Below are 20,236 nucleotides of genomic sequence, written 5' to 3'. Positions count from 1 at the left end.
GCAGAACAGCGCCTTGACGATCTCCCGCATCGCGTACCGGCCCCGATGGCCGCTAACCGGCCGGGATACCATCCCGCTACACGTTCACGTGACGACAAATCACCTATGCACTCACATTCCGCCCTCTGACGTCTCGCCGCCAGGCTCAACGCGAGGGCGGCGGAGCAGTCGAGGATCGGACCACCAGCGATACCGGGAGCGTCACCGTCAGTTGGTCTAAAACGTTCGAGTCGATCGCTTCGACAATCAGTTGTGCAGCGCGCCTGCCCATGGCTTCTGTGGGTACACGCACTGTGGTCAGCGGAGGATTAAAGTCCTCGGCGAAAGGCATGTCGTTGAAACCCACGACCGAAATGTCATCTGGGCACCGCAGGTCGTGGGCACGCAGCGCTCGTAGCGCTCCGAGCGCGATCAAGTCGTTGCCTGCCACCACAGCCGTGGGGCTTTCCCCGGACTCCAGGGCGTGATTCATCGCGCTCTCGCCAGCCCCGGTGGTCAGCGACTCGGCTTCGACGACTTTTCCCCGGACCTGGGAGTGACGCACGCACGTCGCGGTGAATGCCAGTGCGCGTTTCGAGCTCGTCGACAGGTTCGGTGGGCCTGCCAGGTGAAGGATGTCCCGGTGGCCGAGCTCGACGAGGTGCTCGACAGCTGCGGAGACTCCGCTGGCATCATCGCCGCTCACGAGCGGATAGGCGACGTCGCCAGCGTCGCGGTTCAGCAAGACCACCTTCACCCCTGCGGCATACAGCTCCGAGAGAGCAGACTCGTCCCGTTGACCGGACGCCACGATGAGGCCGTCGACCCGACGGTCGATGAGCGACATCAATGCCGTGCGCTCCGTGGCCTGATCACCATCAGTGTTGACCAGCAGCGACGTGTAACCGCGAGGGATCACGAACCGTTCGATTCCTCGTACCAACGGCGGGAAGAACGGGTTCGTGATGTCCGGGAGAACAACTCCGATGGTCATCGAGTTGCGGGTGCGGAGTCCCCGAGCGAGTGCGTTCGGCACGTAACCAACCTGCCGAGCGGCTCGCTCGACCCGTTCGATGGTCTCTCGAGCGACCTGGTGCCGCTTACGCTCGTCAAGAGCCCGAGAGACGGTGCCTTTGTGAACCTTGGCGAGCTTGGCAACGTCCTCGATCGTTGCGCGCCGAGCAGGATCAAAACGTGCCGCATTGTCCGTCATATCCATACGAGCGACGCTCCCAATCCACTTGCCGAACTCCCAAGCTCGGCGGAATGCAACCGATCCGCACTGAAGGCGGCCATCTGTGACTCATCATAGGTGAATGCGAACGGTTGTGGTCCAGGAGGTCGCCTTGGGCGCGCCGAGAGCCCGGCGCCTCAGATGTGGTCGCCGGGCCTCGTCGACCTGGTCAGATGAGGATGCTGAGCGGGTTCTCGATCCGCTTCGTGAAGGCCGCCAGCCACTCGGCTGCGATCGCCCCATCAATGACCCTGTGGTCAACTGAGAGTGTCACCCTCATCACGGTCGCGACCTGGATCTCCCCGTCCTCAGATACCGCGGGCTGTCGGGTCGCGGCGCCGACGGCCAGGATTCCGGCCTGCGGCGGGTTGATGATGGCTGCGAACTCACCGACGCCATACATGCCGAGGTTCGACACACTGAACGCTCCACCCTCGATCTCGTGCTGCTTGAGCCGGCCTTCGCGTGCTCGCCCGGCGAGATCCCGGATTCCGGCGCTCACTTCGCTCACCGACATCTGCTCGACCCCCCGTAGGACTGGAGTGACAAGCCCGGTCGGCAGCGCGACAGCCACCGAGATGTCGGCGTGCTCGTAGCGCCGAACGGCCTCGTCAGTCCACGTGGCGTTGGCCCCGGGGACGTCCTCGAGAGCCCACGCAGCGGCCTTCACCACCAGGTCATTGACCGAGATCTTTGCCGAGGCGGCTGAGTTCAACTGGGACCGGAGCGTCAGCAGGTCGTCGACGCGACAGTTGGCAGTGAGGTAGAAGTGCGGAACCGTCGCCTTACTCTCAGCGAGACGTCGAGCGATGGCTTGGCGCATCCCAGTGTGGGGGATCTCGATGAAGGTCGAACCAGTTCGGGCGTCGGCGACGTCCCGGCTGGGGGTGCCGGCGGGTTGGGCCGGTAGAGCTGCTGCCCCGTCGGCTTCCGCAGCGGTCGCGGCGCTCGGAGCCGAGTGCTGCTCCAGATCGCGGCGAACGATTCGACCGTTCGGACCCGAACCGACGATCCCGGTCAGGTCGATGCCTTGCTCGCGAGCCAGCCGGCGAACGAGAGGACTCATGAATTGGCGTCCACCACGGCTGCGGTCAGCACCGTCGTCCTGTGAACTCCGGGATCCAACGGGAGCGGATGTCGCCCCAGGCGTGGGCGCATGCTGCTCCACTGGCTCAGCCCGCCGCTCAGTCTCCGACTGCACTTCTTCTGGCTCGGCCTGCACGGCCGAGGCACCGCTTTCAGCCGCGTTGGCAGCGCAACTTTCGGCGCGTGCTTCCTGCATCGCATCCTCGACGCTCTGCCCTTCGACAGCGATGACGGCGATCGGTGTGCCCACGTCGGCAGACTCGCCCTCCGCAAGCAGAGTCCCAGCGAAGATGCCATCAAGCTCGACCTCGTAGTCGACGACCGCCTTCTCGGTCTCAAGCTCGACGATCACCTGACCGGCGCTCACCGAATCGCCAGCAGCAACCAGCCAGGTCTGGATGGCCGCGGATCCGGTACCTGTTGCGACCTCTGGCATTCGGACGATGCTCACGACTGACCTCCGAACCCGACTCGAACGAGCTCAAGGCCCTTGACGACCTCCTCGGTCCGCGCGATAGCTGCGCGCTCCAGGACCTTCGAGATACTCGGGCTCGCCTCGCGCCCGGTCACCCGCTGCACAGGCTGGTCCAACCAGTCGAAATAGCGACGCTGGATTTCGTCCGCGAGCCATCCCCCGTAGGAGGGCCCGCGCGAGCCCTGCTCAACAATCAGGACGTTGTTGGTCTTCTTGATGCTCTCGCCGATCGTGTCCCAATCCAGGGAAGCGCGGTCGAGCCAACGCAGGTCGACTACTTCGGCGTCAATGCCGGTCTGCTCGACGGCTTCCAGCGAGTGGCCGACCATCGACAGGTAAGTCAACACGGTGACGTCACTACCGTCGCGGCGGACGGCTGCGCTCCCAGGCAGGATGACGTAGTCGAGATCACCGTCAGGGATGCGATCCTTCGTGCCGTAGAGGTCAACGTGTTCGATCACCAGGACGGGGTCGTCGAGTGCCAGCGCGGCATTCATGAGACCCACATAGTCGGCCGCGTTTGATGGCGCGACAATGCGCCAGCCAGCCTGAGTTGCGAAGATTCCGGCCGGGTCCATGAGGTGCTGAGAGCCGTACCCCGAACCCATCGAGACCTTGGTTCTGAGAACCAGCGGCACAGTGTTGTTGTCGCCGAACATATGGCGCGCCTTGCCGACCTGGTTGAACACCTGGTCAGCCGCGACCCACATGAAGTCGGGATACATGAACTCCACGACCGGACGGAAACGTCCGTCGAGCGCGACCCCGCCTGCGAGTCCGAAGAATCCGTTCTCACTGATCGGAGTGCCAATCACGCGATCTGCGCCGTACTTCTTGAACAGCCCCTTGGTGGCACCGTTCGTCCCACCGTTGAGGCGGTGGACGTCCTCACCGAGGACGACGATGCGCTCGTCCTGCTCCATTCGTCGGTCCATGGTCGACGCGACCGCCTCGATGAACGTGGCATCGCGCCAAGCACCGTCGTGGTTGGCCGGCTCAACAACGGTGAGCACGTCGAGTTCGGTGCCGTCGCTGCGGATTCCATTGTCGACGGCGGCGGGGTCGGGCCACAGCTCGGGGCGGATGCGCCGCCGACCCTCTCGCTCAGGGTCTGCTTCGACCATCACATCAGCGATGGCCGCCATGACCGTCTTGCTCTGGTCGCGGACGCCTTCGACGAGAGCTTCATCGACGATTCCGAGCTTGAGGAGCTCGGTAGCGGTTCGCTCCAGTGGGTCCCGGGCCCGCCACTGCCCCTCTTCCTCCTTGGACCGGTAGCCGAAAGCCGACCCTGGGTAGGGACCGTTCTGGTGGAAAAAGCGATAGACCTCGGCTTCGACGATCGCCGGTCCTTCGCCGCTGCGCATACGTTCTACTGCTTCGGACATCGCGAGATGGACCGCGAGCGGATCCATGCCGTCAACCCGCCAAGAAGGGATGGCGAAGCCCTGACCACGAACGGAGAACCTGGGGTCGGCCGTGACCTCGGCAGCGTGAGTCGAGACCGCGTACAGATTGTTCTCGATGAAGTAGGCGACTGGGAGCTTCCAGGCCGCAGCCAGATTCATGGACTCCAGGACGGACCCGATCTGGCTGGCTCCGTCACCGAAGTAGTTGATGGACACGTCGTCGGTCCCAGCATGCTTCTGCGCCCACGCATTACCCGCGGCGATGGGGGCGCCTCCGCCGACGATTGCGTTGGTGCCGAGAGCACCGGCCTCCAGCCGTTGAAGATGCATCGAGCCGCCCCGGCCACCCGAGAACCCCTGGGCCAGACCGAGGATCTCGGCGAGCGTCCTCTTCAGCAGCGCTTCGAGCGACTCGTCGATCAGGGACTCGAGATTCAGCTTGCCGCCGGTGACGTGCTCGATGGCCTTGGCAAGAAACTGGTGGTGACCTCGATGGGACCCGTTGACGGCGTCGCTGCTTCGCAGCCCGACGATCGATCCGACCGCGCCGCCCTCCTGGCCGACACTGGAATGAGCAGGCCCGTGGACCAGGCCCTCGCCAGCAAGGTCGAGAACCGTCTCCTCGAACGCCCGGATGAGGTGCAGCTGGCCCAGGATGTTCGTCAGGAGGTCGGCATCGGCAGTCTTCCAATCCGCTGCTGTCGACTCCAGCTGGATCCAGTCCACGCCCGTCTGCAACTTGCGCCGCTTCGGCATCGCCATCCCTCTCTCAAGCGCCGTCAACCCACGGCGGTGAAGACACACCTTATGCCCGGACTGGATCCAATGCAATGGATTGCAGTAGCGCCGAACCGCGTCACCTATGGTAGGTTTCGTGTCGGTCTGCATCCAAAGCGACGGCCCCGACTGTCAACCCCCTCGAACCGTGGAGATCTTCTATGCGGCCAGCTCCAGGGCGGAGTTGGCTTGGTGGTCGTGTTCGTGGTCGATCGGGCTCCGGTATCCGCACACGCTGTGTAGTCGACGTGCGTTGTAGAAGCCGGTGATCCAGGTGGCGATCTTCAGTCGGGCTCGGTGCGGGTGGTGAAGGTGCACCGGTGGACGTGCTCGACCTTCAGCACGCTGTAGAACGCCTCGCTGACGGCGTTGTCGAAACACGAACCAAACGCGGCCCATGGACTGGGTCACACCCAGGCGTCGGCAGGCGAGGCGCAAGCGGCGCAAGGTGTACTCGCTGCCGCGATCGCTGTGGAAGATCACGCACCTGACCTCGCCGCCGCGGGTGGCGCCGGCCATGTGGAGAGCGGCGACGACCAGGGCGGCGTCGCGTCGCTCACCCATGGCGTAGCCGAGCAGACGGCGGGAGAGCAGATCAATCACGGTGGCGAGGCAGAGCTTGCCCTCGCCGGTCTCGATCTCGGTCATGTCGCCGCACCACACCTGATCGGGTGCGTCGGCGGTGAAGTCGCGGCGCACGAAGTCCGGGGCCACAACCCGCTTGCCGAGCCTGGTCAGCCCCCGGCGCCGGCGGATCATCCTGCCAGCCAGGCCGAACTCGGCCATGATCTTCGCCACGCTGTTCACCGACACCCGCCACCCCTGCCGCACGAGCATGATCCAGATCTTCAGGGAGCCGTAGGTGCCGCCCGAGTCGTGGAAGATACGCCTGATCTCCTCGGCGAGCCGTCCGCGCGCCGGATCTCACGGGCGGTCGTCGGCCAATCCGCTGCTGTCGACTCCAACTGGAGCCAGTCCACGCCCGTCTGCAACCTGCGCCGCTTCGGCATCGCCATCCCTCTCTCAAGCGCCGTCAACCCACGGCGGTGAAGACACACCGTATGCCCAGACTGGATCCGATGCAATGGATTGCAGTACCGCCGCCGCGTCAGCTATGGTCGGTTTCGTGTCCGACTGCATCCAAAGCGACGGCCCCGACCCCGCGCGCACTGCCCTGACGGGCCTTCGAGGCGTGGACCACGTGGGCATCACGGTTCCCGACATGCAACAGGCTGAAGACTTCCTCGTCGACGTGCTCGGCGCTCTTCCGATCTACTCGCTGCCAGGCAAGAGCGCCGACGACAACTGGATGACCGAACACCTCGGGGTTCACCCTCGCACCACCATCAAGGAGATCCGGTTCTACCGACTCGGTAACGGCGGCAACCTCGAGGTCTTCACCTACGACGCGGCCGACGGTCAAGCTCCTCACCCGCGTAACAGCGATATCGGCGGCCATCACCTGGCCCTCTATGTCGACGACATCGACCAAGCTGTCGGCTACCTGCGATCTCGCGGGGTCGAAGTGCTGGGAGAGCCCGTCGCGAGCAAGGACGCGTCGCTCGGACAGCGCTGGGTCTACTTCCGCGCACCGTGGGGCATGCAGTTCGAGCTCGTCAGCTACCCGAACGGCAAGGCGTACGAATCCATCACCCGCTCTCGCCTCTGGCACCCGGTCAACGACTCACGATGACTGTCGCCTCTACGCAGGGCACCTCCATCGCCGCCCGCACCCGCCTCGGGGACGCCGGCTCCCGAATCGCGCAGCTGATCCGCCACGGAATCATCAGCGGGGAGTTCGTGCCGGGGACTCGGATTCGCCAGGAGGACCTAGCCGAGCGGTTCGGGGCCAGTCGGGTACCGGTGCGCGAGGCTCTTCGCCAACTCGAGTACGAGGGCCTGGTGACCGTGATCGCCAACACCGGCGCCTGGATCTCGCAATTCACTCTCGCCGAATGTGAGGAGATCTACCAGATACGCGAGCGGCTCGAGCCCCTCCTACTCGGTATCAGCGCTCCAACGCTTCGGAGTGCTGATCTGGAACTTCTCGACGATCTTGCCCATCGCATCAGCATCGCGGGCGAGGACGTCGCCACCTTCCTCGCGCTCGACCGCGAGTTCCACTGGGTTACCTACGCCGGCGCGGAGACTGCGCAGCTCGGCGAACTTGTCCAGAAGCTCTGGAACACCACCGCCCCCTACCGCCGAGCATATGTCTCGCGGTGGAACACCGACCTGCGACGAGTCGCCAACGAGGAGCACCACCTCATGCTCGCCTCACTCAAGGACGACGAGATGGAAGAGGCCGAGCGAATCCTTGCGAGCCACATCCGACGCACGCGTCAGCAACTCGCGTGCCACCCAGACGTCTTCGCCGACGGCAATGTCGCCCGACGACCACGTAATCCTTCGCCGAGGGGAAGTTCATGAGTATCCAAAGCGTCAACCCCGCTACCGGCCAAGTCGAGCGCGAGTTCGAACCCCACACAGCGGAGGAGGTCGAGGAGCGGATCGCAGCCGCACACAGCGCCTTCTATGTACTCGCCGGCACAAACTTCGCCACCAGGGGCCAGTGGATGCGTGCAGCCGCTGACCTCATGGAGGCCGACGCAGACGAAGTCGCAGCGGCCATCACTGGCGAGATGGGCAAGACGCTCGTTCAGGCACGCGCCGAGGTGCTCAAGTCCGCCAAGGCGATGCGCTTCTACGCCGACAACGCCGAAACGATGCTCACGGGACGCGCCCTTGACGACCCGTCCGCCGTCGGAGCTAGCCAGGCGTACGTCCGGTATCAACCCATCGGCGCGGTATTGGCGGTCATGCCCTGGAATTACCCGATCTGGCAGGTCATCCGGTTCGCCGCGCCAGCCCTCATGGCAGGCAACACAGCGCTCCTGAAGCACGCCTCCAACGTCCCCCAGGCAGCCCTCTACCTGGATTCACTCTTCGAACGTGCCGGGTTTCCCCGAGGAGCCTTCCACTCACTGCTCATCTCTGCCCGCGATGTCGAGGCAGTGATCCGAGACCCGCGCGTCGTCGCAGTCACACTCACCGGCTCCGAGCCCGCCGGACGATCCGTCGCGTCGATCGCCGGCTCCGAGGTCAAGCACGTCGTTCTCGAACTGGGCGGATCCGACCCCTTCATCGTGCTGCCCAGCGCTGACCTCGACGCTGCTGTAAAGACTGCGGTTACCGCCAGGACCACCAACAACGGTCAGGCGTGCATCAACGCCAAGCGCTTCATCGTTCACAACGACATCTACGACGAGTTCGCCGACCGCTTCATCACCGCGATCACCTCCCTCAAGGTCGGTGATCCCACCGACCCCATGACCGACGTCGGCCCGGTCGCGACCCGCGGCGGCCTCGGCGAGCTCCACGAGCTCGTTGACGACGCCGTCCACAAGGGGGCGAAGGCCTATGTCGGACAGTGCGGGCCTGACGGCGGTTGGTACTACCCGCCGACCGTAGTCGCAGGCGTCACGCCGGCCATGAGGCTCTACGCCGAGGAGGCGTTCGGCCCCGTCGCCACCCTCTACCGAGCCACGGACGTGGACGACGCGCTGCGCATCGCAAACGACACCACCTTCGGACTGAGCTCTGCAGTCTGGACGAACGAGCCCGACGAAGAGCGCCGATGCATCGAAGGCATCCAGGCCGGTGCCGTGTTCGTGAACGGGATGAGCATCTCCTACCCCGAACTTCCCTTCGGTGGCGTCAAGGACTCCGGGGTCGGTCGCGAGCTGTCCGCAGAAGGCATCCGCGAGTTCTGCAACCTCAAGAGCGTCTGGAAGGGGTAATTCCCTGAGCCCAGGCCGAAACCCTGACGAGCCCGGCTCCCCTACTCGTGAGCAGTAGCGCCGCGCGACAACATCGCTCAACACCTACAAGGAGATATTCATGAGCAACGACCGCATCAGCCGCAACCCCGCCCCCGTCATCCCTGGCATCTCCGACAGCGTCAAGGTCTCCGCTGGTGACCTCCTGTTCGTGTCGGGTGCCGTCGGCTTCGAGAAGGACGGCTCGGTTCCCGACGACTTCGCTCGCGCCGTCGAACTGACCCTGCGTGAAGTGGAGCGCGCCCTCAAGGACGGAGGGGCTACGTTCTCGGATCTCGCCCGGGTCAACGTCTACATCACCAAGCTCGATCAGGAGAAGTTGCAGACCTACCGGCGCGTCCGCGACGAAATCATCGACACCGACAACGTTCCAGCCAGCACCGTTATCGGCGTCCACTCGCTGTTCAACGACTCCACCGTCGAGATCGACGCGATCGCCGCCATCTGAGAGACGCAATTCTGCAGCGTTTGCCCCAGGGCCCCGCTCCACGTGGAGCGGGGCCCTGAGTGCTTGTGGAACGATGCCGAGTGGCTGCCCGTCGGCCGCAATCAAGGGCTGACATAGAGGGTTGGCACGGGGCAGATCCGGAACGGCATTTCCCGCGAATGGTGTGCGGAAACGCGCGTCATTCAGACACCGTCAGAGCGCTCTGGCCGCGTGGGCTAGAGGGAAGCGGTGCGCCGGGTGCTTGGTCAAAGCACCTGCACCTCCGGCCGGGAGCCCAGGACCGGAAATGACGCCGAGAGTCGTCTGTTGTCGGTCCGACGGGGCATGTCGTCCCCTGAGGCAATCCCCGGGACCTTGACCGCCGGGTGCAGTCCGGCAAGTCGGGGCTGCGGCCGCGCACCTATTTCAAGGACGGCAGCGTGAGGTTGCTGGCGAGGGGCCACCCAGATCGGAGATCGGCCCGAATCCTCTGTCGTATACGAATCAGTTCCGCCCCATTGGGAGGCAATGCGTACAAGCTCCTATCACCATCGAGAAGTGGCTAGGGGGCGACCGGTCACACCGCCCCTAGCCGCCTATTCTGCTCGACGTTTCGATCGGTTGGTGGTTGTCGCTATTCCGCAGGATCGGGGCGAAGGGACCGATCCCAAGCAGCCACATGGACCTCGGCAACTTCGTTGTTGTTGACCGTCCAACTCGGGTGCCGGTCGAACAACAGTGCGTCGTGGCCCGGGACGATCCGATCGACGTCGCCCTTCAGGTACTCGTAGATCTGACCGTAGGTCATGAGCATGTTGTAGGTGTTTCCGTTGGTGTAACCACTCGGCCACATCTCCTCGACGTTGGAGTACCACATGACCGCATCGCCGGCGACTACGAAGGGCCCGTTGGAAGTATCAATCGAGATCCACTGGGTTCCGAACGTGTGTCCATCCTTGGAGAGATGACCTCGAATTCCCGGGGCGAGCTCGTCATTGTCACCGCAAAACTTCAGACGGTGATCACGGGCCAGTTCGCCGAAAACCCGGGCATCGTCACGTTCGAAAGAAGACGTGATCCAGCTTTCCTCACCTAGGGGCGTGTACAAGTCCGGAAGCGCCAGTGCCTGAAGCCATCCGTGGTATTCGTCGAGCTGCACGTAGACGTCAGCGTTGGGGAAAGCACCGACATTATTGGCGTGATCGAAGTGCATGTGAGTCAGGAACACCTTTTCGATCTCCGAGGGGTGGACTCCAACCTTCGCCAAGACCTGCTCCGGCGACTCCCAGTGATAGAAGTTGAAACGCTGGATCCACTTCTCGGCATGGAATCCAGCGTCCACAAGGTAGTGATGAGTGCCATCAGAATCCTGACCTGAAACCAGGACGTAGACCATCGGAGAGGTTGAGATGCCCTCGCCGCTGTGGATCGGGACGCCGGCGAAGAATTCCCTCGGCATGTCCGCGTGAGCGAAACAGAATGGCCGGATAGAGTAGTCCATTGTTGCGATTTCCTTTTCTCTAGTCGTCTGGCAACTAACCGGTCAGCTCGAACGGTTCCTCGAAAAAGGCGGCCCCGAGTGGCGTGCCCACGTCCTCGGTCCTGGGATAGAACGGAGGTCGAGACTGATCGAGGATCGGGTCACCGGGAAGGTGCCTGATGCCTCGGTGCTGTGGTTCAGCAGGCGCTGCAGTGCGACCGCCTTCGGCCGATCGATGTCGATGCGCGCGACCGGGGCCACGATTCGCTGCTCCCCGTGTCGATGCGGGCCCAACGCCGCATGGTCGGATAGCCCGACCCAATGACACCTGGCTTGGAGACGCGCTGTGCGTGTGCGGTGCCTGCCTGGGACCCGCGAGCTCGTGATCACCGTCGTCCCGCGACACGGCATCGCTCCGACGATGATGCCGCGTCTCCTGCCGAGATGGAGCCGCTCTACGCGTGCGCCCGCCGGCATCTCCCGCCCGGAGGCCGGGAACGTGTGCGTACCGGGCGACTGGGGCTCGTCGCGCCCGTCCTCTGATGCGCTGAGCTCACCTACACGACCTTCGTCGGTCGACTTGGAGAAGGAGGTCAATGCAGCGGGATGGGTCAGGGGTAGTGCCCCGTCCGCACGGGCACGAGCCCGGCGCGCGCGAAGGATTCGCGCGTCGGACTGCTGCGATGCAAGAGACTCCACCATTGTTCACCGTCGTCTAAGAGTGCAACCGTTTGCGAAGCGTACGCTCCACAGGTGTGCAGGTCAATGGCTTCGTCGCGGCGCATCGTGTCGGGCCAGCCTTGCAACCGTTTGTCCCTGGTTCGCTCCAGCTCGCGTTCACCCGATGCGCACCGCAGGCAAGGCCCGCGCCCAGTAGTGCGGCGGGGTCGTGGTCAGACAACTCAGGGCCCCGCGCCGGATGGTGCGGTGCCCTGAGTTCGAGCAAGACGCAGATGGACGACCGCCGTCAGGGGCGGCGACTCTCCGCTGGAGACTCGCGGTAGGAATGTGGAGCTCAGGCGTTTCGAATCTCGCCGACGCCCGCGAACTCGGGGACAGCCCTAGCCGCAAACGCTCTGCCGGCGAGAAGATCCTGTATGGGACTCGGTGCTCACCCGGTCACCGGCTGAGCACCCAACGACACTAGAACGGCTGAACGGGATCTTCGATGCCGAAAAGTACCTTGCCGTAGACCTCCGCGCCCATCTCAGGGAACACGAGGGCGTGGCGGCTAGCCGTCTCACTGTTGCGCCAGATCTGCTGCAGCGGGTTCACGAGAGCGAAGCTGAAGGCGCCATTGATGCTGAGACAGCGATTGATTGCCCGGCGGCAGAGACGGGCCGCCTGACCGTTGTCCATCCGCGTTCGGGCGCGCTCCTCGATCGTCATGGTCCTACGGTCCCTGGCCGCTCGATCGATCGCCGCGCAGCTTCGCGCCGCGAGAAGGTGCGCCTGGTCGACCTCCGACTGAGCCTTGGCGAGCTCGATCTGGTGGACAGTCGACTCCTTGGCGTGCTTGAAGACGGTGTAGGTGACTGGCTTCTCAGCACCGAAGCCGCGGGTCAAGTCGAGCGCCGCACGCGCCATCCCAATCTGCGCCGAACTGAGAATGATCTCTGCCACCGGCACGAAGGACGCATGATAGTTGTCCTCCTCTGCCCACTCGCGGCCATACTTCTCGGCGGCGAGATCGCCGATGAGCTCGATGCGGTGATCCGGAATGAAGACATCTTCAGCCACCACGGTGTTCGAGCCTGTCGCCCGCATGCCCGCGACGTGCCACGTGTCCTGGATCGTCAGATCGCTGCTGGGGATCAGCACGAGCGAGTTCACGGGCAGGCCGTGCTCGTCCTCGCCAGTTCGGACCGGAACGATTGCCCAGTCAGCGTGCAGCGACCCAGAGGAGTAGCCCCACTGGCCTGTGACCCGAATACCCCCGTCAACGCGTTCGACCTTCTTGGTGGAAGAGGCCTGGACGAACGGTCCGCCAGGAGACAGGACTGCTGAGACGCACGCCCTCGGGTTGGCGCCGAAGACGTCCTCCTGCGCCTGATCCGAGAACAGTGCCACGAACCAGGTGGAGGAGTTCAGCAGGGCCGACACCCACCCGGTGGCACCGTCCGCACGCGCCACCTCCGCGACCGTGTCGATGAAGGTGCGGAAGTTGGCCCCAAAGCCGCTCCAGCGGCGCGGCACCGAGATGTGAAGCAGTCCCGCTTCCTTCATTGCCGTGATCACCTCTTCGGCGACACGTCGATCATCCTCGCCCTGCTGTGCGAACTCACGGATCAGTGGCTGAAGGGCTCGCGCCTTTGCCACGATGTCCAGATCAGGACCTGGCGCGCCGAAAAAGGCATCCATGATCTGCTCTTCCTGCACTGCACCGCTCACTGGGTCACTCTCCTCTTCGGCCTTGCAATCGATTGCATGTAAAGCTTCCTTGAGTATACTCTGCGACAGGGATCTGCGTCGCACGTTGGATGATCTTTTACCTACTCAGCCCAACGCCTCTCAGTCCTGCGGTTATCAATACGGGTTCGCGACGAACAGTTCCTGGGCAGGGAAGCGCGTGAGCACTTCGACGCCGTAGTCCGTGACGACGACCTCCTCCTCTATTCGCGCCGCTGATGTTCCGTCAGATGCAGGACAGTAGGTCTCTATCGCAAAGACCATGCCAGCCCGCAGTTCGACGGGGTCGCGCATCGAGTTCAGTCGCGAGATGATCGGACGCTCGTGCAGGCCGAGTCCGAGTCCATGCGCGAACTGCAGTCCAAACGCCGCGAGTTCGTTGTCAAACCCGAATTCCTCGGCCTTGGGAAGTACAGACGCCACCTCATCGGTTCCGACGCCCGGGCGGATCGCATCCAGAGCAACATCCATCCATTCGCGGGCCTGAGAGTAGGCGTCTCGCTGACTCGACGTCGCCCAGCCGACTCCGAACGTTCTGTAGTAGCACGTTCGGTAGCCGTTGAAGGAGTGGATGATGTCGAAGAACGCCTGGTCGCCGGGACGGATGATCCGGTCGGTGAAGTTGTGGGGGTGCGGGTTGCATCGCTCACCGGAGATCGCGTTGACCGCTTCGACCTGGTCGCTGCCGTACTCATAAAGCTTCTTGCTCGCCAATGCCACGATCTCGTTCTCGCGAACACCGGGCCTGAGGGCGTCGACGATGCCCTGGTATACGCCATCGACCATCGCGGCTGCTTGATTCAGCAGCGTGATCTCGTCCTGGTTCTTGATGACACGGGCGTCCAGCATCCGCTGCTGAGCGTCCACAACGGCCAGTCCCTGCCGCTGCAGCTCGAACATGAACGGCGGCTCGACGATGTCTACACCAAGCGGGGCGTCTGCGACACCTGCTGCGCGCAGCAGCGACACGATCTCCGAGACAGCGTCCCGCATGAGTCCGGCGCCTTCAGGGTCAACCGCTCCGCGGAAACCCAAGAACCCAGCCCGGTAGTTCTCGGCGGGCACCCAGTTCGAGTACAACTTGTGGTGCCGCACCGCTGACCCGAAGTCCCAAAGGATCGGGTCCTGTCCCCGAATCAAGAGCGCGTACCGGATCATCTTGTCGCCGAGCGCCCCACCGATCCACGTCTGCGTCGTGTACCGAATGTTGTAGAAGTCGAACAAAAGGAACGCGCCGCATTCGCTCCGCTCCAGCGCTGCCTTGGCGCGCCCCAAGCGATACCGCCGAAGGCGGTCGAAGTCGACCCGGTGCTCGTAGTCGACTGCGGCCTGGCCCGGTGCACCTAGCGGCTGCCGGTCGGTAGGACGCTGACTGAGCCGTTCGAATGTGCGCTCGGGCGCGGATCGCTCCTGAGAAGCCATCACGACACCTCGAGTCCATCGCTCACGTCGGCGTTCTCGGGCTGCAGCGACAGGCCGGAGCCCTCCGCCACCGTCAGGATCAGCGACGCGAAGTCTTGGTCGACGTTGTTATTGCCTACCTCCTGAGCGACCAGGTAGCGAACGACCGATGCGACCGGCATGACAACGCCCAGTTCGTGGGCGGCATCCAGGCCGAGGTCGAAGTCCTTCTGGAGGAGGACGTTGGTGAACGTGGGCGTGAAATCGAGGTTGACAAGCGCTGGCGTCTTGTAGCGACTGAACACCGAACCCATGACGGAGTCGTTCACGAACTCGAGGAAGTCCTGCCGCCGGACACCCGCCTTCTCCGCAAGCACGGTGATCTCGGATAGCGACTGGAAGACAACGCCGAGAAACACGTTGTGGGCGATCTTCACGATTCGCGCGACCTCTCCGTCCCCCGCGTAGGTAACGCCTCTGCCCCACGTCTCCAGAAGCGGGCGTGTCTCGTCGAACACCGCGCGGGGACCGGAGGCCACCACCGTCAGCTTCCCAGCGGCGATGACCCGCGGGTTGCCAGAGACCGGCGTGGCGAGAAAGCCGACACCACGCGCATCCGCGGCCGCCCTCACCTCTTCGCTTATCTCAACGGAGACAGTCGAGGCGTCAGCGACGATCCGAGGCGCGCTGGACGGGTCAGTCAGGAGGCCGTTCTCCTCGAGCATCACCTGGCGCAGATCGTTGGACGCCGCCACCATGCTGAAGACGATGTCGCGGCCAGCCAACTCGACCGGCCGGTCGACCACCGTCGCGCCATACTCGATGAGCGACTCAGCCTTCGCACGCGTGCGGTTGTAGACGGCGACGTCGTAACCGGCGTCCAACAGTCGCTTGGCCAGCTCATATCCCATGCGGCCGACGCCGATCCATCCGACGGTGGGCTTGACGATCATCCATTCACTCCTTGGCGTAGCAATCGATTGCAAGATTACGGCCCGACGCTTCTCTACTGCAAGCCCCACGCCGGGCTGAGTCCCCACTGCCGCCGACCCATGAAGGAAGATGCAAGCCCGGCTGAGCCGCCAGACGAGAACATTGGAGCAACGGGAAGGTCCGGATCGTTGGGAAGGTCCGGATCGTTCGTCGTGTCGCGGCAGGGCGGCACCAGTGGATGAGAACGTCAGAGAACCGGCAGGAAAGACCGCGCGGCGTCCTCGAGCCCGACGAGCACCTTGCCGTAGGCCTCGTAGCCGGTGGACGGCAACGAGTGGGCGTGTCGTGCCGCGGTGGCCTGGTCGCGCCAGAAGCGTTGGATCGGGTTCGCGTCTGCGAACGCGGCAGAGCCGTGGGCACTCACGAGGATGTCGATGGCCTGCGTGACATTGTCGACGGCGTACCCAATGTGAGCTCGCATTCTGACGCGCTCTGCATAGTTCGGATAGCCCTCGCGCTCGGCGGACTCGTAGAGTCGGCCGGCGATCTGGTCCGCAAAGATCTCGGCAGTCTCCAGAAGAAGGGCGGCTTTCGCGATCGCGAGCTGGGTGACGACGGCATCAGCCTGTCGGTCGTAGCTGGTGAAGGCGATCCCCTTCGACGACGCTTTCTGGGAGACCATGTCGAGGACTGCGCGGCCCATGCCGAGGTGTGGCCCTACGAGCTGGAGCGCAAGGGCAGGCACGAACGCCGGCCGGTAGGAGACCTCCGGATTCACTCCGCTGCCGGGGTACTTGCCCTCGATGGCTGCGGTCAGGGGGAGGATGCGGTGGTCGGGAACGAAGACGTCGTTCGCGACCTGCGTATTGCTTCCGGTTGATCTCATGCCGGCGACGTACCAGGTCTCCTCGATGGAAAGGTCCGAGGCCGGGATCAGTGCGAGGCCGCTGTCAACGACGTTGCCGTCCGCGTCCTCGAGAGGCACACCGAGAAGGGACCAGTGGGAGTGACGCGACCCGGTGCCGTAGGCCCACTTGCCGGTGACCCGGTAGCCGCCGTCCTCCTTGGCTGCTTTGGAGGACGCGGTGAGCACGATCGAGATGAGCTGGTCAGGTCCGGCCGACCAGGCGTCTTCCTGCGCCTGGAGCTGCATGAGGCTGAGGACCCAAGCGCCGGAGTTCAGGATGCCGAAGACCCAGCTCGCGCCGCCGTCGCCGCGACCAATCTCGCGGGCGATCGCGAGCGAGGCGCGGGAGTTGGCGGCAAAACCACCGAAGCGGCCCGGCACTGACACTCGGAATGCACCAGCCCTGACGAGTGCGTCGAAGGACTCATCGGGAATTCGGCGATCGACTTCGCCTTGCAGGCTGTTGCTGGCGAGCAGGGGCGCGATCTCCCTGATCCTGCCGATCACGTCGTTGATCTCGGGCGAGAGGCCCCGTCCGTCAACCATGGTTGCGTCCTTCCTGGTTGGGTGCTGCTCGGAGTGGTGCCAAGCCGCTCCGCTCGCCCCCGTACCTCGCGAAACGAGTCGGACCGGGTCGACCAGCGCCCCGCAACGACACTCGACGAGCTCTCGAGGGCGCCACAGCCCGTCGTGCGGGCTCAGGGCGGATTGATCCTCTTCAGTTGAGTTCGAAGGTTCCCGCCTGATTGCGCGCCCGAAGCGCTGAGCCCGACGGGAGCGCAACGAGGAGTCGCGCGAACCTCGTATCCCATGCAATCGTTAGCATTGCACCGTATGACAACGAATGGGGCTGCGTCAACGACTTCGCAACCGTTTGCACTAGCAGCAGTCCGACTGACTGAGGTTGATCGCCGTGCCTCGCTCCGATGGGCGCGCCCACCTGGGGACCGGCGCGATCCGCGGCTGTTCGAGTGTCGGGTGGCTCGTGACCAGGAGAGGGTTGATGGCACCAGTGGGCAGACACGAGTACCTTGTCTCAGGAGCCAGGCCAACACGCCTCACGACCAATTGCGGGAGAGCCCGTTAGCGATGGCCGAGGATCGCAACCTCGACGTCTCCAGCCTGCTCGCCGATGTCGGGGGATGGTGTGGCGGTTGTCCTCCGCCTCTGTGGTGCCAAACCGTGGCACCATCGCGGCCCCGAGCAGATGGACCTCCCGGGCTCCGGCGAGTGCTGCTTCCGCAGTCTCAACCCGCGGCAGGACGGCCTGCGCGACGGTCGAGAATCGCGGCTTCCACGACCGCAGGATGGAGTTTGAGGAGGTGGCGCCTGGTGGCGGTCGCCCTCCACGACGGGAGGCTACCGGTCTCCTTGGGACTGCTCCCCGTCAACGCCGGCAGCCGTGAATGAATGAATCATCCGCCTCCGCCGTCCTGGTGACAGGGAGGACACTCGTTGTCAACTCCTGACGCCCGCCTCCGCGGCCGTGGCCAACGCGTGGCCCACAGCAGTCGGAGACAGGCACAACCACGCAGGTAGAGGACGGGAGAACCGTGACCGCCGTGATCTGTTGCCGACAGAAGAAACCGCAGGTCAGGAGCCTGTCACCTTGGTGTCCGGGGTGGCAGTTCAAGTCCCCCTCCGGACACCAACAACCCAGGCTTGACCTGTAGTTTCTCCCTCTTCGAGGGGTCTCAGATCCCTCTTCGTGGCCAACGCGTGGCCAACGGAAAATGATCTGGTCTCGTTGGGGATCGTGGCCTACCGGGAGCCGTGGACCCCGGTACACCCTGTGGCGACAACGCGAAGACTCGCCCTCGAACGGCTGAGGTACGCGACGGCACCGTCCGCAGGACGACTCCAAGATCCGCACCTGCCCCCCTGCCCCGCGCGGGGTGGTGCTGGTGTGGCCGTGGCGGCAGCGGTACGTGGGCCTGCCGCGGGTCCAGCAGGACTCCATGAGCCGCTCGCACACCCCGCAGCGCAGCAGCCCCGCCAGCAGGTAGACCTGATGCGCAGCGGCAGCGCCGCCTGCGTGCAGGCGGCGGCGACGGTGGGGGTGACGCCAACTTGACGCTGTCCCGCCACATCGCGCTCCTGCGGCAGGCGGGCTTCGCCCACGTCAGCCCGGTCTGGCAGTTCGGCAACAGCCACGTCCTCGCCGCGATCCGCTAGACCGTCAACCGGTGGGATCAGCGCACACCTGCTCGCTGAGACGCTTCTTGTCGACCTTTCCGACCGCGGTCACCGGCAGGTGGTCGACAACGCGGAGCTGGTCGGGCAGTTTGAAGGTGGCGAGGCCGCGGTCGTGCAGGAATGCCGTGAGGTCGGCGAGCGTCGGTGGCGTGCCGCTGGGGACGATGCATGCACATGTCGCCTCGCCCAGCAGTGGGTGGGGCAGGCCGACGAGGGCGACATCGGCGATCGTAGGGTGGGCGCGCAGGTGGTCGTCCACCTCGGTGGCGGGGACCTTGTCGCCACCGCGGTTGATGTCGTCCTTGATCCGTCCCTCGACGATCAGATGGCCACCGGGCAGGCCCTGAACGTTTTCACATTGTGCTCGGGCGCGCGATAGTAACCGCGGAGGGTGTTGGGGCCGCGCGTCAGCAGTTCCCCGGTCTCGCCTGGGGCGACGTCGTGCCCGGAGGCGTCGACGATGTGGATCTCGTCGGCCGGGGACAGCGGTTTTCGTTGCGTGTGTTCGACGATCTCGGGCGGGTCGCTGGGATCGGTGTAGTTGAGCAGCCCCTCCGCCATGCCGAAGACCTGCTGGAGCGGGCAGCCGAGCGCGTCCACGAGGTCCCGGGCGGATGACGGACTGAGTTTCGCCCCGCCCACTTGGAGCAGCCGCAGGCTGGAGAGATCCTCGGCGAGCCAGCCGCGCGCCTGGGCCCAGAGTTGCGCGATGGTGGGGACAGCGGCGGTGGCGGTGATCCGCTCGCGTTCGATGAGTGGGAAGATCTCGTCCGGGCTGGGGTTGCGGGCGAAGACCACGGTTCCGCCGGTGTGGAGGGTGCCGAGGATGCCCGGGCAGGCCAGGGAAAATTGTGGGCCGCGGGCAGCGCGACCAAGTAACGGGTGTCGGGTCCGAAACGGCACAGCTCCGCGCTGGCCCGCGCGTTGTAGCCGTAGTCGTTGTGGGGGCGCGGGATCAGCTTGGGCAGGCCGGTGATACCGCCGGACAGCAGGAACAGCGCCACGTCGTCGGGGGCTGCCGGGGGCAGCGGACGAGGTTCCGCGTCGACGTCGGCGAGGGCCGTGAAGGCGCCGGGATCGCCGAGAACGAGGACGTTCCGCACGGTGGGCACCCGGCGCCGCACGGTCTCGGCGAGGAGCCGGTAGTCGTAGCTGGCGACGTGGTCGGCGATCACGTAGGTGCTGGCTTCGGCCAGCTCGCAGAGGTACCCGATCTCCTCCTCCCGGTGCGCGGGCAGGGCCATCACCGGAAGCGCGCCGACGCGGAATAGGGCGAAGCACAGGATGGCGAACTCGGCGACGTTGGGCAGTTGCACGACGACGCGCTCGTCCGGCCTGATCCCGAGATCCAGCAGACCGGCCGCGAGCCGGCTGGCGCGGTCGTCGAAGCCGGCGTAGTCGTAGCGATCGGCGCCGGACACCAGCGCGGTGCGCGGTGACCTGGTGAGCCGCCCGAGCGGCTCGTCGCGCCAGTATCCGGCCCGCCGATGTCTCTCTCCGAGTTCACCCGGCCACGGGGTGCAACCAGCAAGTACGGCGGTGGCCAAACGGCTGCTCCCGCCCACGCCGAAGTGCACCGCCGCGCTGTTCGGCCGGCACCCGATGGTGGCCGACCTGTAGTCCTCAACGGCCTTGCTGACCACCGCTGGTGCCGGGCTCACGGTGCGGTCGTGCGCTGCCGGTG

Annotated in this window: 12 protein-coding genes and 2 pseudogenes; 4 read left to right on the top strand and 10 right to left on the bottom strand. The window is 64.9% G+C overall.

Features of this window, described 5'->3' with window-relative positions; genetic code table 11:
• Window positions 1-145 precede the first annotated feature (145 nt).
• The 4 genes and pseudogenes from ACTWQH_RS19080 to ACTWQH_RS19065 all read right to left on the bottom strand — a co-directional run.
• Entirely contained in the window at window positions 146-1,198 is a 1,053-nt protein-coding gene (locus tag ACTWQH_RS19080) for a LacI family DNA-binding transcriptional regulator (protein WP_443287829.1), read from the bottom strand.
• Between the two features lie 184 nt (window positions 1,199-1,382).
• On the bottom strand, window positions 1,383-2,750 hold the full coding sequence (locus ACTWQH_RS19075) for a pyruvate dehydrogenase complex dihydrolipoamide acetyltransferase (RefSeq protein WP_443287828.1): 1,368 nt from the start codon (window positions 2,748-2,750) through the stop codon (window positions 1,383-1,385).
• Window positions 2,747-4,945, bottom strand: a complete 2,199-nt coding sequence (locus tag ACTWQH_RS19070; protein ID WP_443287826.1) for an alpha-ketoacid dehydrogenase subunit alpha/beta — start codon at window positions 4,943-4,945, stop codon at window positions 2,747-2,749. The genes ACTWQH_RS19075 and ACTWQH_RS19070 overlap by 4 nt, the downstream gene beginning before the upstream one ends.
• Window positions 4,946-5,119: 174 nt before the next feature.
• A pseudogene (locus tag ACTWQH_RS19065) lies at window positions 5,120-5,857 on the bottom strand (IS3 family transposase); the annotation flags it as partial.
• A gap of 229 nt (window positions 5,858-6,086) precedes the next feature.
• On the opposite strand from ACTWQH_RS19065, the gene ACTWQH_RS19060 reads away from it, so the two are divergent.
• The 4 genes from ACTWQH_RS19060 to ACTWQH_RS19045 all read left to right on the top strand — a co-directional run bounded on the left by ACTWQH_RS19060 (window position 6,087) and on the right by ACTWQH_RS19045 (window position 9,247).
• Window positions 6,087-6,653, top strand: a complete 567-nt coding sequence (locus ACTWQH_RS19060) for a VOC family protein (protein ID WP_443287825.1) — start codon at window positions 6,087-6,089, stop codon at window positions 6,651-6,653.
• Complete coding sequence (locus ACTWQH_RS19055; protein WP_443287824.1) at window positions 6,650-7,390, top strand: GntR family transcriptional regulator; 741 nt, start codon at window positions 6,650-6,652, stop codon at window positions 7,388-7,390. The genes ACTWQH_RS19060 and ACTWQH_RS19055 overlap by 4 nt, the downstream gene beginning before the upstream one ends.
• Window positions 7,387-8,760 carry an NADP-dependent succinic semialdehyde dehydrogenase gene (locus tag ACTWQH_RS19050; RefSeq protein ID WP_443287823.1) on the top strand — a complete coding sequence of 458 codons (1,374 nt, stop codon included), beginning with the start codon at window positions 7,387-7,389 and terminating at the stop codon, window positions 8,758-8,760. Before ACTWQH_RS19055 ends, ACTWQH_RS19050 begins: the two co-directional genes overlap by 4 nt.
• Window positions 8,761-8,860: 100 nt before the next feature.
• Window positions 8,861-9,247 (top strand): RidA family protein, encoded by a 387-nt coding sequence (locus ACTWQH_RS19045; RefSeq protein ID WP_443287822.1) that lies wholly within the window; start codon window positions 8,861-8,863, stop codon window positions 9,245-9,247.
• 613 nt (window positions 9,248-9,860) lie between these two features.
• On the opposite strand, the gene ACTWQH_RS19040 is transcribed toward ACTWQH_RS19045, so the two are convergent.
• The 6 genes and pseudogenes from ACTWQH_RS19040 to ACTWQH_RS19015 form a co-directional block, all read right to left on the bottom strand.
• Window positions 9,861-10,727 carry an MBL fold metallo-hydrolase gene (locus tag ACTWQH_RS19040; protein WP_443287821.1) on the bottom strand — a complete coding sequence of 289 codons (867 nt, stop codon included), beginning with the start codon at window positions 10,725-10,727 and terminating at the stop codon, window positions 9,861-9,863.
• Between the two features lie 1,122 nt (window positions 10,728-11,849).
• The gene (locus tag ACTWQH_RS19035; RefSeq protein ID WP_443287820.1) at window positions 11,850-13,097 is read right to left on the bottom strand and encodes an acyl-CoA dehydrogenase family protein; all 1,248 of its coding nucleotides are present in this window, start codon (window positions 13,095-13,097) and stop codon (window positions 11,850-11,852) included.
• 135 nt (window positions 13,098-13,232) lie between these two features.
• Window positions 13,233-14,537 carry a M24 family metallopeptidase gene (locus tag ACTWQH_RS19030; protein WP_443287819.1) on the bottom strand — a complete coding sequence of 435 codons (1,305 nt, stop codon included), beginning with the start codon at window positions 14,535-14,537 and terminating at the stop codon, window positions 13,233-13,235.
• A complete protein-coding gene (locus ACTWQH_RS19025) occupies window positions 14,537-15,469 on the bottom strand; it encodes an NAD(P)-dependent oxidoreductase (RefSeq protein ID WP_443287818.1) in 933 nt (310 codons plus the stop codon). Before ACTWQH_RS19025 ends, ACTWQH_RS19030 begins: the two co-directional genes overlap by 1 nt.
• A gap of 227 nt (window positions 15,470-15,696) precedes the next feature.
• On the bottom strand, window positions 15,697-16,902 hold the full coding sequence (locus ACTWQH_RS19020) for an acyl-CoA dehydrogenase family protein (RefSeq protein WP_443287817.1): 1,206 nt from the start codon (window positions 16,900-16,902) through the stop codon (window positions 15,697-15,699).
• Window positions 16,903-18,535: 1,633 nt separating this feature from the next.
• Window positions 18,536-20,099 (bottom strand): annotated as a pseudogene (locus ACTWQH_RS19015) ((2,3-dihydroxybenzoyl)adenylate synthase).
• Window positions 20,100-20,236: the final 137 nt, after the last annotated feature.

The organism is Streptomyces sp. 6N223 (assembly GCF_052246635.1).
GTDB lineage: Bacteria > Actinomycetota > Actinomycetes > Streptomycetales > Streptomycetaceae > Streptomyces.
This window is presented reverse-complemented; position numbering and strand designations above follow the sequence as displayed.

Bases quoted from the DNA above. Each gene is read 5' to 3' on its own strand.
- ACTWQH_RS19080 (WP_443287829.1), bottom strand. From the start codon at position 1,198: ATGGATATGACGGACAATGCGGCACGTTTTGATCCTGCTCGGCGCGCA.
- ACTWQH_RS19020 (WP_443287817.1), bottom strand. From the start codon at position 16,902: ATGGTTGACGGACGGGGCCTCTCGCCCGAGATCAACGACGTGATCGGC.
- ACTWQH_RS19025 (WP_443287818.1), bottom strand. From the start codon at position 15,469: ATGATCGTCAAGCCCACCGTCGGATGGATCGGCGTCGGCCGCATGGGA.
- ACTWQH_RS19050 (WP_443287823.1), top strand. From the start codon at position 7,387: ATGAGTATCCAAAGCGTCAACCCCGCTACCGGCCAAGTCGAGCGCGAG.
- ACTWQH_RS19070 (WP_443287826.1), bottom strand. From the start codon at position 4,945: ATGGCGATGCCGAAGCGGCGCAAGTTGCAGACGGGCGTGGACTGGATC.
- ACTWQH_RS19040 (WP_443287821.1), bottom strand. From the start codon at position 10,727: ATGGACTACTCTATCCGGCCATTCTGTTTCGCTCACGCGGACATGCCG.
- ACTWQH_RS19045 (WP_443287822.1), top strand. From the start codon at position 8,861: ATGAGCAACGACCGCATCAGCCGCAACCCCGCCCCCGTCATCCCTGGC.
- ACTWQH_RS19030 (WP_443287819.1), bottom strand. From the start codon at position 14,537: ATGGCTTCTCAGGAGCGATCCGCGCCCGAGCGCACATTCGAACGGCTC.
- ACTWQH_RS19055 (WP_443287824.1), top strand. From the start codon at position 6,650: ATGACTGTCGCCTCTACGCAGGGCACCTCCATCGCCGCCCGCACCCGC.